Origin of the sequence: Streptomyces tricolor, assembly GCF_002155905.1 — a bacterium.
Taxonomy (GTDB): domain Bacteria; phylum Actinomycetota; class Actinomycetes; order Streptomycetales; family Streptomycetaceae; genus Streptomyces; species Streptomyces tricolor.
In genome coordinates this window covers 1-14,227 of record NZ_MUMF01000621.1, presented here as the reverse complement: position 1 = coordinate 14,227, position 14,227 = coordinate 1, and the positions used below count along the sequence as shown (strand labels likewise).

General features: G+C 71.5%; 14 protein-coding genes. 11 read left to right on the top strand and 3 right to left on the bottom strand.

What is annotated here, in order from left to right:
• Nucleotides 1-112 precede the first annotated feature (112 nt).
• The 9 genes from rpe (at nucleotide 113) to CCN44_RS35650 (ending at nucleotide 9,573) form a co-directional block, all read left to right on the top strand.
• Nucleotides 113-799: a ribulose-phosphate 3-epimerase gene (gene rpe / locus CCN44_RS35690; RefSeq protein WP_059248215.1), complete on the top strand. Its 687-nt coding sequence runs from the start codon at nucleotides 113-115 to the stop codon at nucleotides 797-799.
• Between the two features lie 90 nt (nucleotides 800-889).
• Entirely contained in the window at nucleotides 890-1,933 is a 1,044-nt protein-coding gene (locus tag CCN44_RS35685) for a sugar-binding transcriptional regulator (protein ID WP_059248214.1), read from the top strand.
• Nucleotides 1,934-1,994: 61 nt separating this feature from the next.
• Nucleotides 1,995-2,426, top strand: coding sequence for a guanyl-specific ribonuclease (locus CCN44_RS35680; protein WP_086702718.1), 432 nt, complete (start codon nucleotides 1,995-1,997; stop codon nucleotides 2,424-2,426).
• Complete coding sequence (locus tag CCN44_RS35675; RefSeq protein WP_086702715.1) at nucleotides 2,423-2,752, top strand: barstar family protein; 330 nt, start codon at nucleotides 2,423-2,425, stop codon at nucleotides 2,750-2,752. The genes CCN44_RS35680 and CCN44_RS35675 overlap by 4 nt, the downstream gene beginning before the upstream one ends.
• 132 nt (nucleotides 2,753-2,884) lie before the next feature.
• On the top strand, nucleotides 2,885-4,327 hold the full coding sequence (locus CCN44_RS35670; protein ID WP_059248211.1) for a GuaB1 family IMP dehydrogenase-related protein: 1,443 nt from the start codon (nucleotides 2,885-2,887) through the stop codon (nucleotides 4,325-4,327).
• Between the two features lie 418 nt (nucleotides 4,328-4,745).
• Nucleotides 4,746-6,233 carry an amino acid permease gene (locus tag CCN44_RS35665; protein ID WP_059248210.1) on the top strand — a complete coding sequence of 496 codons (1,488 nt, stop codon included), beginning with the start codon at nucleotides 4,746-4,748 and terminating at the stop codon, nucleotides 6,231-6,233.
• Between the two features lie 28 nt (nucleotides 6,234-6,261).
• Nucleotides 6,262-6,714, top strand: a complete 453-nt coding sequence (locus tag CCN44_RS35660) for an Lrp/AsnC family transcriptional regulator (protein WP_030644771.1) — start codon at nucleotides 6,262-6,264, stop codon at nucleotides 6,712-6,714.
• A 312-nt stretch (nucleotides 6,715-7,026) separates the two neighbouring features.
• The gene (locus CCN44_RS35655; RefSeq protein ID WP_086702709.1) at nucleotides 7,027-7,815 is read left to right on the top strand and encodes a carbon-nitrogen hydrolase family protein; all 789 of its coding nucleotides are present in this window, start codon (nucleotides 7,027-7,029) and stop codon (nucleotides 7,813-7,815) included.
• Nucleotides 7,816-7,875: 60 nt separating this feature from the next.
• Nucleotides 7,876-9,573: a flavin monoamine oxidase family protein gene (locus CCN44_RS35650; RefSeq protein WP_059248208.1), complete on the top strand. Its 1,698-nt coding sequence runs from the start codon at nucleotides 7,876-7,878 to the stop codon at nucleotides 9,571-9,573.
• 73 nt (nucleotides 9,574-9,646) lie between these two features.
• On the opposite strand, the gene CCN44_RS35645 is transcribed toward CCN44_RS35650, so the two are convergent.
• Nucleotides 9,647-10,333: a DUF5995 family protein gene (locus CCN44_RS35645; RefSeq protein ID WP_059248207.1), complete on the bottom strand. Its 687-nt coding sequence runs from the start codon at nucleotides 10,331-10,333 to the stop codon at nucleotides 9,647-9,649.
• A 73-nt stretch (nucleotides 10,334-10,406) separates the two neighbouring features.
• Entirely contained in the window at nucleotides 10,407-11,825 is a 1,419-nt protein-coding gene (locus tag CCN44_RS35640) for a uracil-xanthine permease family protein (RefSeq protein WP_086702706.1), read from the bottom strand.
• A gap of 314 nt (nucleotides 11,826-12,139) precedes the next feature.
• Between CCN44_RS35640 and CCN44_RS35635 the strand changes: the two genes are divergently transcribed.
• Nucleotides 12,140-12,598 carry an acyl-CoA thioesterase gene (locus tag CCN44_RS35635; RefSeq protein ID WP_059248205.1) on the top strand — a complete coding sequence of 153 codons (459 nt, stop codon included), beginning with the start codon at nucleotides 12,140-12,142 and terminating at the stop codon, nucleotides 12,596-12,598.
• Here the strand turns inward: CCN44_RS35635 and CCN44_RS35630 are convergent.
• Nucleotides 12,558-13,772, bottom strand: a complete 1,215-nt coding sequence (locus CCN44_RS35630) for an MFS transporter (RefSeq protein ID WP_086702702.1) — start codon at nucleotides 13,770-13,772, stop codon at nucleotides 12,558-12,560. The genes CCN44_RS35635 and CCN44_RS35630 overlap by 41 nt on opposite strands.
• A gap of 119 nt (nucleotides 13,773-13,891) precedes the next feature.
• On the opposite strand from CCN44_RS35630, the gene CCN44_RS35625 reads away from it, so the two are divergent.
• The coding region (locus tag CCN44_RS35625) for a winged helix-turn-helix domain-containing protein (RefSeq protein WP_143650209.1) at nucleotides 13,892-14,227 on the top strand (336 nt) is incomplete at its 3' end.

Genomic DNA, 14,227 nt, shown 5'->3' with positions numbered 1-14,227 from the left:
CCAAAAGGGGCGCGGGGAACTGCGCGAGCGACCCCCACCGGGCCCGCAGACAAAACACCACCCGACGGACCACGGCTACAGCCCAGCGCAGCGGCATGGCAGGCTTGGGGGCATGGCCGTGCAGATCAACCCCAGCATCCTGTCCGCCGACTTCGCCCGCCTCGCGGACGAGGCCGAGGCGGTCCGGGGCGCCGACTTCCTCCATGTCGACGTCATGGACAACCACTTCGTCCCCAACCTCACGCTCGGTGTGCCGGTCGTGGAGTCCCTGGCGCGGGCGACGGACACCCCGCTGGACTGTCATCTGATGATCGAGGACCCCGACCGGTGGGCGCCCCAGTACGTCGAGGCCGGGGCCTCGTCGGTCACCTTCCACGTGGAGGCCGCCGCCGCCCCCGTGCGGCTCGCCCGGGAGATCCGCGCCAAGGGCGCCCGCGCCTCCATGGCGCTCAAGCCCGCGACGCCGATCGAGCCGTTCGAGGACCTGCTGCCGGAACTCGACATGCTGCTCATCATGACGGTGGAACCGGGCTTCGGCGGCCAGGCGTTCCTGGACATCATGCTGCCGAAGATCCGCCGCACCCGGGAGCTGATCAACAAGCACGGTCTGGAGCTGTGGCTCCAGGTCGACGGCGGTGTCTCGGCCTCGACGATCGAGCGGTGCGCGGACGCGGGAGCGGACGTGTTCGTCGCCGGCTCGGCCGTCTACGGCGCGCAGGACCCGGCCGAGGCCGTGCGTGCCCTGCGCGCCCAGGCGGAGGCGGCCACCGCCAAGGCGTCCTGGGCATGCGACCACTGAGCCACAGCCAAGTGAACGGTTAAGTGAACGGCGCCCATCAGGGCAGATCAGTCGCCCCGAATCTGCAAGGATGAACGGCGAATCCAGAGTGTGAACAGCAGTGAGGAGATCGCCGTGTCGGGTATGTCGGCGGGCCGGTCAGCCATGCGGATGGGACCCGCTGAGCTGGTGCAGGCGGCGGCCATGGCCCGCCGCTTCTACCTCGAGGGCAAGTCCAAGATCCAGATCGCGGAGGAGTTCGGCGTCAGCCGCTTCAAGGTGGCCCGGGTCCTGGAGACCGCCCTCGAACGGGATCTCGTACGTATCGAGATCCGCGTGCCGGCCGAACTGGACGCCGAGCGCTCCGACGCGCTCCGCGCCCGCTACGGCCTGAGGCACGCCGTCGTGGTCGAGTCCCCGGCCGAGGCGGAAGAGACCCCCGACCCCGAGAACCTGGGCGAGGTCGCCGCCGACCTGCTCGGCGAACTCGTCAACGAGGGGGACGTGCTCGGGCTGGCCTGGGGCCGGTCCACCATCCACATGGCGGCGGCGCTCGACCGGCTGCCGCCGTGCACGGTGGTGCAGCTGACGGGTGTGTACGACGCCGGGACCGCCGAGCGCGGTTCGGTGGAGGCGGTCCGCCGGGCCGCCCAGGTGTCGGGCGGCGACGCCCACCCCATCTACGCGCCGATGCTGCTGCCGGACGCGGCCACCGCGGCGGCGCTGCGCCACCAGACGGGGATCGCCCGGGCCTTCGAGTACTTCGACAAGGTCACGGTCGCCTGTGTCTCCATCGGTTCCTGGGAACCGGGCATCTCGACCGTGCACGACATGCTCAGCGACGAGGAGCGCGCGCACTACGCCTCGCTCGGTGTCGCCGCCGAGATGTCGGCCCACCTCTTCGACGCCGAGGGGCGCCGGATCGGCCGGGACCTGGGGGAGCGGTGCATCACGGTCAAGGCCGACCAGCTGCGCCGTATCCCGGAGGTCGTGGCGATCGCGGGCGGGCAGCGCAAGGCCGCAGCGATCGACGCGGTGCTGCGCTCCGGGCTGGTCACCAGCCTGGTGACCGACACCTCGGCCGCCGACTACCTGATGACCGCGGGCCCGACGCCCCGGCCGGCGCTCAGCCGCGCGGACCCGGACGGTGTCTGACGAGGGCCGGCACCGGGTCGTAGCGCCGCCGTGACGGGACGGCCGTGGCAGCATCGTCCGCATGCTGCTGCGGTTCGTCCCTCGTGCGCTCTCGGGGCCGCTGGTCTGTCTCGCCGTCCTGTGCTCGGTCCTGTGTCCGGTCCTGCTGACGGGGTGCGCTTCCGAGCGGGGCGCCGCCACCGCCCCGGGCGTGTCCACCCCGGCGTGGGCCACCGGCATGGCCGCCGTCCCGGAGTCCCGGCTCCCCGCCGAGGCCCGCCGGACCCTGGCCCTCATCGACCAGGGCGGCCCGTTCCCGTACGCCAGGGACGGGGTCGTGTTCGGGAACTTCGAGGGGCGGCTGCCGCGGCAGCGGCGCGGCTACTACCACGAGTACACCGTGCGCACGCCCGGCTCGCCCGACCGCGGGCCCCGGCGCATCGTCACCGGGCAGGGCGGGGAGTTCTACTACACCGATGATCACTACGAATCGTTCCGGGCGGTGCTGAGATGACGGAAGACCTGGGCGGCCGGTACACGGTCACCCTGGACCTGGACGGGGTCACCGGCAAGGCGGACCTGATGGACCGGGTCGCCCGGGCCCTGGCGCTGCCCGACTGGTTCGGCCGGAACTGGGACGCGCTGGCCGACTCCCTCTCCGACCACACGGTCTGGCCCGAGGGCGCCGGGGAGCAGGGACTGCTGATCGTCGTACGGGGCTGGCGGCCGTACGCCGACGCGCGGCCGGAGGAGTGGCGGACCGCCGAGGAGGTGTTCGCGGAGGCCGCGGACCGCACGCCGGCCCTCACCGTCCTCCTCGCCCTTGGAGGAACCTCCTAGCTGATCGGTGGTGACCCTGGATGTTCTGTCGGGGCCTGACCCGGCCCCCGACATGGGAGAATGAAGTACGTGCTCTTTCCCCCCGGCACACCTGTCGGGGGGTCACCTCTGATCGACTGGGATGTGCAGCACGTGCGTTTCCTCAATGACATCCAGCCCGCGTACGACCTGACGTACGACGACGTGTTCATGGTGCCGAGCCGCTCCGCGGTGGGCTCGCGTCAGGGCGTGGACCTCGCCTCGCCGGACGGCACGGGCACCACCATCCCGCTCGTCGTCGCCAACATGACCGCCATCGCCGGCCGCCGCATGGCCGAGACGGTAGCCCGCCGGGGCGGCCTCGTGGTCATCCCGCAGGACATCCCGATCGACGTCGTCACCGACGTGGTCTCCTGGGTGAAGAGCCGCCACCTGGTGCTGGACACCCCGATCGTGCTGGCCCCGCACCAGACCGTCGCCGACGCCCTGGCGCTGCTGCCCAAGCGGGCGCACAACGCCGGCGTCGTCGTGGACGAGAACCAGCGGCCCGTCGGCGTGGTCACCGACGCCGACCTGTCCGGTGTCGACCGCTTCACCCAGCTCGAAGTGGTCATGTCCAAGGACCTGCTCCTGCTGGACGCCGACATCGACCCGCGCGAGGCCTTCAACACCCTCGACCACCACAACCGCCGCTACGCCCCGGCCGTCGACAAGGACGGCAAGCTCGCCGGCATCCTCACCCGCAAGGGCGCCCTGCGCGCCACGCTGTACACGCCGGCCGTGGACGCCGACGGCAAGCTGCGGATAGCCGCCGCCGTCGGCATCAACGGCGATGTGGCGGGCAAGGCCAAGCAGCTGCTCGACGCGGGCGTGGACACGCTCGTCATCGACACCGCGCACGGCCACCAGGAGTCGATGATCAGCGCCATCCAGGTGGTGCGCGCGCTCGACCCGCAGGTGCCGATCGTGGCCGGCAACATCGTCTCCGCCGAGGGCGTCAAGGACCTGATCGACGCGGGCGCGGACATCATCAAGGTCGGTGTCGGCCCGGGCGCCATGTGCACCACCCGCATGATGACGGGCGTGGGCCGCCCGCAGTTCTCCGCCGTGCTGGAGTGCGCGGCCGAGGCGAAGAAGTACGGCAAGCACGTGTGGGCCGACGGCGGTGTCCGGCACCCGCGCGACGTCGCCATGGCGCTCGCCGCCGGCGCGTCCAACGTGATGATCGGCTCCTGGTTCGCGGGCACCTACGAGTCGCCCGGCGACCTGCACCACGACGCCCAGGGCCGCGCCTACAAGGAGTCCTTCGGCATGGCCTCCGCGCGCGCGGTGCGCAACCGCACGTCCGAGGAGTCGGCGTACGACCGCGCCCGCAAGGCGCTGTTCGAGGAGGGCATCTCCACCTCCCGCATGTTCCTCGACCCGGCCCGCCCGGGCGTCGAGGACCTGATCGACTCGATCATCGCGGGCGTCCGCTCCTCCTGCACCTACGCCGGTGCGGGCTCCCTGGAGGAGTTCGCCGAGAAGGCCATCGTCGGCATCCAGAGCGCGGCCGGTTACGCCGAGGGCAAGCCCCTGCACGCCAGCTGGAGCTGACCTCCGGCGCCACCTCGACGGCCCCCGTCGTTCCCGTTCGCGGGAGCGGCGGGGGCCGTCGGCGTGTCCGCCGGGCATCCGCCGCGTACCTGCCGGCGAGGGCGGCGAGGGCGACGGCGGCGGCCGGCGAAAGAGGACGGGAAAAGGGGGCCGAGAGATCGTCGTGCAACGGTCGACAGCTCCCGCGCAACGATTTGTCATTCCGGGCGGATGAACGCAATGATCATCCGGGGATGCGCAAGGTTGCTGCATTACGCCCGTGAAGGCCCGCCTCATAAGGTGCTGCGCTAGTACGTGCGTGGCGGGGACCCCGCTCGGTGGGTTCCTGCCTCCGCAGGCCCCCCGGTCCCCACCGCGAGGGCCGGCCGTCGTGCCGGCCCACACCCCCGATTGACCGGCAGCGATAAGGAGCCAGCGCGTGCTCGACCAAGGCGCACCCCCGCAGAACCCGATACCGGCCGCCCCCGCGTCCCAGGGCGTCGCCGCGCGCCTGATGCGTCGCAAGCCCGTGGAACACCTGGTCGCGGAGGGCGGCCACGGTGAGGGAGGGCAGCTTCGGCGCTCCCTCGGGCTGTGGCAGCTGACCATGATCAGCATCGGTGCCACCCTCGGCACCGGCATCTTCGTCGTCCTCGGCGACGCCGTTCCCAAGGCCGGTCCGGCGGTCACCCTGGCCTTCGTCATCGCCGGCCTGACGGCGCTGTTCTCGGCCCTGTCGTACGCCGAACTGGCGGGCAGCATCCCCGTCGCCGGCTCCTCCTACTCGTATGCGTACGCAACGATGGGCGAGCTGGTGGCCTGGGTCTGCGGCTGGTGCCTGGTGCTGGAGTACGGCGTGTCGGTGGCCGCCGTCGCCGTCGGCTGGGGCGAGTACCTCAACGAGCTGCTCGACGGCACCATCGGCGTCACCATCCCGGCCGCGCTGTCCTCGGCGCCGGGCGAGGGCGGCATCATCAACCTGCCCGCCCTGATCGTCGTCCTGCTGGCGATGGTGTTCCTGCTCGGTGGCGCGCGGGAGTCCGCCCGCGCCAACACGATCATGGTCTGTGTGAAGATCGCCGCCCTCGTGCTGTTCTGCGCGGTCGGTTTCATGGGCTTCAAGTCCGGCAACTACGCCGACTTCATGCCGCTCGGCATCACCGGGGTCAGCGCCGCCGGTGCCACGCTGTTCTTCTCGTACATCGGCTTCGACGCCGCCTCCACCGCCGGTGAGGAGGCGAAGGACCCCAAGCGGGACCTGCCGCGGGCGATCATGCTCTCGCTGATCATCGTGACCGCGCTGTACGTGCTCGTCGCGGCCGTCGCCGTGGGCGCCTGGGACTGGAAGAAGTTCGAGGGCTCGGAGGCCTCCCTCGCCGCGATCATGAACGACGTCAGCGGCCAGACCTTCTGGGGCACGCTGCTCGCGCTCGGCGCGGTCATCTCCATCGCGAGCGTGGTGCTGACCGTGCTCTACGGCCAGACCCGCATCCTCTTCGCGATGTCCCGTGACGGCCTGGTGCCCAAGGCGCTCGGCAAGATCCACCGCAAGACCGGTGCGCCGCGCCTCAACACGGTGATCGTGTCCCTCTTCTGCGGTGTGCTCGCCGCCCTCATCCCGCTGGGCAAGCTCGTCGACGCGACCAGCATCGGCACCCTGTTCGCCTTCGGCCTGGTCAACATCGCGGTGATCGTGCTGCGGTACAAGCGCCCGGAGCTGGAGCGCACCTTCAAGGTGCCGTTCGGCCCGGTCCTGCCGGTGCTGGGCTTCCTGTTCTGCGCCTACAACATGTTCAGCCTCGACACCGTCACCTGGATCGTCTTCGGATGCTGGATGGCCGCCGGGCTCGTGTTCTACTTCCTGTACGGCTATCGCCGTGCCCGTCTCGCGACCGGTGAGGGTCTCGCGGTGACGGCGGAGAAGTGACCGAACCCGAAGAAGTGAACAACCCCCTGTGCTGAACGATCTCGACGAACGCATCGTGCACGCCCTCGCCGAGGACGCCCGCCGCTCCTATGCGGACATCGGGCAGATGGTCGGCCTGTCCGCGCCCGCGGTGAAGCGGCGCGTGGACCGGCTGAGGGCCACCGGAGCCATCACCGGATTCACCGTCCGGGTGGACCCGGCGGCGCTCGGCTGGGAGACCGAGGGGTTCATCGAGATCTACTGCCGGCGCAACACCTCGCCGGAGACCATCCAGCGCGGCCTGGAGCGGTACCAGGAGGTCGTGGCCGCGTCGACCGTCACCGGCGACGCGGACGCCATCGCCCAGGTCTTCGCCTCCGACATGCGCCACTTCGAGCGGGTGCTGGAACGGATCGCCGGGGAGCCGTTCGTGGAGCGGACCAAGTCGGTGCTGGTGCTGTCACCGCTGCTGCGCCGCTTCTCCTCCGGGGCGCCGGGGTAGGACGCGGGGGCGAGAGCGGACCACAGCTCGGGGCGCCTGGTCGTCACCGGGTGCGGGTGCGCCCCTCCAGGGGCGCGGGGAACTGCGCGAGCAGCCCCCGATCACCCGCACCCGGCCGACGACGAGGCGCCCCGCGTCCTTTTCCGCACTCTTCCGTCGCCCCCACTCGGGCCGCGCAACGAATCGCCGTCCGGCCCCGATTCCGCGCAACGAACCTCGCACCGGCGCGCAACGGCTCCTTCTTGTCCGGCCGAGCGCGCCGACCGTACCTTCTTTCTGACCCCCCAACGCCCGTTCCGGTGAGGATCCCGCATGCGCACCGCCCTGCTCCAGAGCTCCGGCCGCCCCGGCTCGATCGCCGAGAACCTGAAGGTCCTCGACGAGGCCGCGGGCCGGGCCGCCGCCGCGGGCGCCGGGCTGCTGGCCGCGCCGGAGATGTTCCTCACCGGGTACGCGATCGGCGACGACATCGCCCGCCTCGCCGAGCCCGCTGACGGCGACTCCGCGGACGCGGTCGCCGAGATCGCCACCCGGAACGGCGTCGCGATCGTCTACGGCTACCCGGAGCGCGACGGCGAGACCGTCTACAACTCCGCCCAGCTGATCTCCGCCGAGGGCACCCGGCTCGCGAACTACCGCAAGACCCACCTCTTCGGCTGCTTCGAGCGCGACCACTTCACGCCGGGCGAGCAGCAGGTCGTCCAGGCCGAGCTGAACGGCCTCACCGTGGGCCTGCTGATCTGCTACGACGTCGAGTTCCCGGAGAACGTCCGGGCCCACGCCCTGGCCGGCACCGACCTCCTGGTCGTCCCGACCGCGCAGATGCACCCCTTCCAGTTCGTCGCCGAGTCGATGATCCCGGTGCGCGCCTTCGAGAACCAGATGTACGTCGCGTACGTCAACCGGGTCGGCACGGAAGGGGAGTTCGAGTTCGTCGGCCTCTCCGTCCTCGCCGGTCCCGACGGCGTCGCCCGCACCCGCGCCGGCCGCGCCGAGCAGCTCGTGCTCGCCGACGCCGACCCCGCCTTCCTGGCCGCCTCCCGGGAGAACAACCCGTACCTGGCCGACCGCCGCCCCGGTCTGTACGGCTCCCTCGTCTGAGCCGCGGCAGCCCCCAGAAGCCTCCCCCCTGTTTCACCTCGTGCAAGGAGTCCGTACCCCATGACGTCCACGGTGCCCAACGCCGTCGAGCACACCGACGAGCAGCAGCCGCCGATCACCATGTTCGGCCCGGACTTCCCCTACGCCTACGACGACTTCCTCGCCCACCCGGCGGGCCTCGGGCAGGTCCCGGCGACCGAGCACGGCACCGAGGTCGCGATCATCGGCGGTGGCCTGTCCGGCATCGTGGCCGCCTACGAGCTGATGAAGATGGGCCTCAAGCCCGTCGTCTACGAGGCCGACCAGATCGGCGGCCGGCTCCGCACGGTCGGCTTCGAGGGCTGCGACGACGCGCTGACCGCCGAGATGGGCGCCATGCGCTTCCCGCCGTCCTCCACCGCGCTCCAGCACTACATCGACCTGGTCGGCCTGGAGACCAAGCCGTTCCCGAACCCGCTCGCCGAAGCGACTCCGTCGACCGTCGTCGACCTCAAGGGCGAGTCGCACTACGCCGTCACCATCGACGACCTGCCCCAGGTCTACCGGGACGTCGCCGAGGCCTGGAACAGGTGCCTGGAGGAGGGCGCCGACTTCTCCGACATGAACCGCGCGATGCGCGAGCGGGACGTGCCGCGCATCCGCGAGATCTGGGCGAAGCTGGTCGAGAAGCTCGACAACCAGACCTTCTACGGCTTCCTCTGCGAGTCCGAGGCCTTCAAGTCCTTCCGGCACCGCGAGATCTTCGGCCAGGTCGGCTTCGGCACCGGCGGCTGGGACACCGACTTCCCGAACTCCATCCTGGAGATCCTCCGCGTCGTCTACACCGAGGCCGACGACCACCACCGCGGCATCGTCGGCGGCTCGCAGCAGCTGCCGCTGCGCCTGTGGGAGCGCGCGCCGGAGAAGATCGTCCACTGGCCGTACGGCACCTCGCTCGCCACGCTGCACGAGGGCGGCAAGCCGCTGCCGGCCGTGACCCGGCTGCACCGCACGGCCGGCAACCGGATCACCGTGACCGACGCGGACGGTGACATCCGCACCTACCGGGCGGCGATCTTCACCGCCCAGTCCTGGATGCTGCTGTCCAAGATCGCCTGCGACGACTCGCTGTTCCCGATCGACCACTGGACCGCGATCGAGCGCACCCACTACATGGAGTCCAGCAAGCTCTTCGTCCCGGTCGACCGGCCGTTCTGGCTGGACAAGGACGAGGAGACCGGCCGGGACGTCATGTCGATGACGCTGACGGACCGCATGACCCGCGGGACGTACCTGCTGGACGACGGCCCGGACAAGCCCGCCGTCATCTGCCTGTCCTACACCTGGTGCGACGACAGCCTGAAGTGGCTGCCGCTGTCCGCGAACGAGCGGATGGAGGTCATGCTGAAGTCGCTCGGCGAGATCTACCCGAAGGTCGACATCCGGAAGCACATCATCGGCAACCCGGTGACCGTCTCCTGGGAGAACGAGCCCTACTTCATGGGCGCGTTCAAGGCCAACCTGCCCGGGCACTACCGCTACCAGCGGCGCCTGTTCACGCACTTCATGCAGGACCGGCTGCCCGAGGACAAGCGGGGCATCTTCCTCGCCGGCGACGACATCTCCTGGACGGCCGGCTGGGCCGAGGGTGCCGTCCAGACCGCGCTGAACGCGGTCTGGGGCGTCATGCACCACTTCGGCGGCACGACCGACGCGGCGAACCCGGGCCCGGGTGACGTCTACGACGAGATCGCGCCGGTGGAACTGCCCGAGGACTGACCAGGGCGACACGACCGAGGCGCGGGCGGCCGGACCCGACTTCCGGCCGCCCGCGCCTTTTCCATCGCCGGCCTCAGTCGGCGAGCGGGGTCAGCAGCATCCGGCCCGCGAAACCCACCGCCGCGTCCAGCCGTCCGGTGAACTCCTCGGCCACGTCGGCGCAGTGCCGCAGCGCCCACAGGGCCCGGGCCGCGGCCCAGGTCGCCTCCCGGGCGCGCTCCAGGCTCCAGGAGCCCAGCAGATGGGTGAGCGGGTCGGCGATCTGGAGCAGGTCGGGGCCCGGCATCAGATCCTCGCGGATGCGCTCCTCCAGCGCGACGAGGAGATCGCCCACGCGGTCGAACTCGTCCTCCAGATCGGCCGGTGCGCAGCCGAGCGTGCGGCAGGCGTCGACCACGGCCAGCGCCAGGTCGTGCCCGATGTGGGCGTTGATGCCGGCCAGGGCGAACTGCAGCGGCCGTACCCCGGGATGGCGGCGCAGCTGGAACAGGGGCCGCCAGCAGGCGGGCGGGCGACGGTCCGCGGCAGCCGCGTCGACCGCCGTCAGATAGCGCTCGGCGAACCGCACGTCCAGCGCCACCGCCGCGCGCGGGTCCGGGAACTCCCCGGCGTCCAGCCGCCGGTCGATCTCCTCGGTGACGGCGAGGTAGACGCGGTTGAACACGGCGACCCCGTCCCGTGCGGGCAGGGCCGCGTCGAGCGCGCGCATCCGCGCGACGACGGCGTCGACGGGGGCCGTGAGGTGTTCCAGCTGCGGCATGGGGGAAGGGTCCCAGCCCGGGGCCGGCCGGCGTGCCGACCGGCCCGGTGCTTCGCCGGAACGGGGGAACGGGCTAGGACTTGGCGCCCGGGGCCGGACGGTCCGCCTCCGTGCCGTCCGCCTCCGTGTCGTAGGAGGACGTGCCCTCGTCCAGCAGCGGTTCCTGCTGCTTGAGGTGGGCCGGGGCGAAGGCGCGCAGCGCGTGGTAGCCGGTGATGACGACCAGGGTGCCGAGGGCGATGCCGCTGAGCGAGAAGGTGTCGGTGAACTTCATGGTGACGTTGCCGACGCCGATGATGATGCCCGCGGCGGCCGGCACCAGGTTCAGCGGGTTGCGCAGGTCCACCTTGGCGTTGATCCAGATCTGGGCGCCGAGCAGGCCGATCATGCCGTAGAGGATGACGGTGATGCCGCCGAGCACTCCGCCCGGGATCGCGGCCACGACCGCGCCGAACTTCGGGCAGACGCCGAAGAGCAGCGCGAAACCGGCGGCGGCCCAGTAGGCGGCGGTGGAGTAGACCCGGGTCGCGGCCATCACGCCGATGTTCTCGGAGTAGGTGGTGTTCGGCGGGCCGCCGACGGCCGTCGACAGCACGGAGCCGATGCCGTCCGCCGAGATCGCCGTGCCGAGCTTGTCGTCCAGCGGGTCGCCGGTCATCTCGCCGACCGCCTTGACGTGGCCCGCGTTCTCCGCGACGAGGGCAATCACCACCGGCAGCGCGACCAGGATCGCCGACCACTGGAAGGACGGCCCGTGGAAGGAGGGCAGGCCGATCCAGTCGGCCCGGGAGACGCCGGAGAGGTCCAGCCGCCAGTGGTCGGTGAGCTTGCCGCTGGGGTCCGCCGAGTGGATCCTGCCGAAGATCCGGTCGAAGGCCCAGGAGATGCCGTACCCGAACACCAGGCCGAGGAAGATCGCGATCCGGGACCAGAAGCCGCGCAGACAGACGACGGCGAGACCGGTAAAGAGCATCACGAGCAGGGCCGTCCACTGGTCCTGCGGCCAGTAGGTGGACGCGGTCACCGGGGCGAGGTTGAAGCCGATCAGCATCACGACCGCGCCGGTGACGATCGGCGGCATGGCGGCGTGGATGATCCGCGCGCCGAAGCGCTGCACGGCGAGGCCCACCAGGAACAGCGCCACACCGACGACCAGGACGGCGCCGGTCACGGTCGCGCTGGTGCCGCCCTGGGCGCGGATCACGGCGGCCACGCCCACGAACGACAGGGAGCAGCCGAGGTAGCTCGGCACCCGGCCGCGGGTGGCGAGCAGGAAGATCATGGTCGCCACGCCGGACATCATGATCGCGAGGTTGGGGTCCAGGCCCATGAGGACCGGGGCCACGAAGGACGCGCCGAACATCGCGACCACGTGCTGGGCGCCCAGGCCCACGGTGCGGGGCCAGGAGAGCCGTTCGTCGGGGCGTACCACCGCTCCGGGTGCGGGCGTGCGCCCGTCTCCGTGCAGCTTCCAGCGCACGCCGAGATCCATGAGGGGTTTCGCTTTCTCTGTACGGGAGGAGGTCCGAACCATTGTCAGGGGTATCTCGGGGTCCTACGCTCACACGGTCTTCCTCATGAACTGCGTTCACGTATCTGATCGCGTGTGATCAGAGATGAGAGTGCCCGATGCGTGGAAGACCCCGTGCGGCCCTGCTCCTGGCCGCCGTGGTGGCCTTCGGCACCCTGCTCGCCCCCTCCGCGCGCGCGAGGGGCTGCCCGGCCGAGATTCTGAGCGGTCGCTTAGTATGGTCGCGTACGGGGGTGACACCACCCCGCCAAGCGCGCCGCTCAGGAGCCCTTCCCGTGACCGCCGAAGCCCCGACCGCCCCCGCCGTCGCCCACGGCCGGCTGATGCCCGTCACCGTCCACTTCGACGACCTCGACGCGCTGGGGCTGCTGCACAACGCCCGCTACCCGCTGATGGTCGAGCGCGCCTGGGCCGAGCTGTGGCAGGAGTACGGCATCCGCTTCGACGGCGACTGGGTGGCGGCCGGCGACGCCTGCAACGCGGTCAAGGAACTGCGGATCACCTACGAGGCCCCGGTCACCCGCCCCGGCGCCTACGCCGTCCACCTCTGGCTGGAGCGGCTCGGCACCACCGGTCTCACCTACGGCTTCCGGTTCTGCTCGGCCGACGGCACCGAGACCTACGCCCACGGCACCCGGGTGCTGGTCCGGCTGGACGCGGCGACCATGCGCCCCGCCCCCTGGAGCGAGACCTTCAGGGCCGCGGGTCGGACACTGCTGCGGCCCGCGCACTGACCTCCCCGGGGCCCCCGCGCTCGGCACTGCGCAGCACGCCCGCGAACACCGCGAGCCCGCACGCCAGCGCCGTCACCACGCCGAAGGACACCACCAGACTGGTCGCCTGGGCCACCCCGCCGATCAGGCTCGGCGCGATCAGCCCCGAGGTGTAGGTGATGGTCGCCACGCCCGCGATGGCCTGGCTGGGGTTGGGGCCCGCGTGCCCGGCCGCCGCGAAGCAGAGCGGGACGACCACCGCGATGCCGAGCCCCATCAGCGCGAACCCCGTCATCGCCGTCGCCGGATGCCCGGCGAGCACGATCAGCAGCCCGCCCAGCCCGGCCAGGACACCGCCGGCCCGTACGGTGCGGACCGCGCCGAAACGGTTCACCACCGCATCCCCGGCGATCCGCGCGACCGCCATGGTCAGCATGAACCCGGTCGTGCAGGCAGCCGCCAGCCCGGCCGAACTGTCCAGCCGGTCCTGGAGGAACACCGCCGACCAGTCCAGGCTCGCGCCCTCCGCGAACACCGCGCAGAAGCCGACCGCGCCGATCAGCAGCGCGGAGCGCGGCGGCAGCGCGAACCGCGGCGGGGGTTCCTCGTCCTCGCCGGCCTGGAGGTCCAGCACCCAGGCGCAGGCCGCCCAGCCGAGCAGGGTGAGGACGGCCGCCGCGAGCGCGAAGTGCAGGCGCGCGTCCGCGTCGAGGTGCGCGGCGAGGGTGCCGGCCGCGGAGCCGACCAGGGCGCCCGCGCTCCACATCCCGTGCAGCCCCGACATGATGGACTTCCCGAGCAGCCGCTCCACCTCCACGCCGAGCGCGTTCATCGCGACATCGGCCATGCCCGCGCTCGCGCCGTAGGTGAACATCGCCAGGCACAGGGTGACCAGGTTCGGCGCCAACGACGGCAGCACCAGGGACAGCGTCCACAGGGCGAGCAGCCCGCGCAGCGCCGTACGGCTGCCGAAGCGGTGGCTGATCCGGCCCGCCAGCGGCATCGCGCAGGAGGCGCCGAACGCCGTGAAGGCCAGCGCGAAGCCCAACTGGCCCGCGCCGAGCGAGGCGTGCTCCTGGATCCAGGGCACGCGCGTCGCGAACGACCCGGTCACGGCGCCGTGCACGGCGAACACGGCCGCCACGGCGTACCGGGCGCGCCTGACCTCGTCGCGCGCAGACGTCACGTCACTCATGTTCCTGTCCCCTCCCCGGGCGTGCCCGGCGCCGGCGCCTCGTCACCGCGCCGTAAACTATCAGGGAGCCTGCCTGATAGATAGCGAGTAACGCGTCGGCGATCTGGGAGGATCCCGTCATGCCCGCATCACCCAGTACCGCCCGGGCCATCAACGACCGGCTGGCCCTGCGGCTGCTCCAGCAGGAAGGCCCGCTCACGGCGGGACAGCTGAAGCAGCTGACCGGACTGTCCCGGCCGACCGTCGCCGACCTGGTCGACCGGCTCACGGCTGCCGGACTGATCACCGTCGTCGGCGAGTCCGGCGAACAGCGGCGGGGCCCCAACGCCCGGCTCTACGGCATCGTCGCCGACCGCGCCCACCTCGCCGCGCTCGACGTCCGGACCGAAGGCGTCCTCGTTCTCGTCTCCGACCTGGTCGGGCGGGTGCTCGCGGAGGCGTCCGTGCCGATCGAC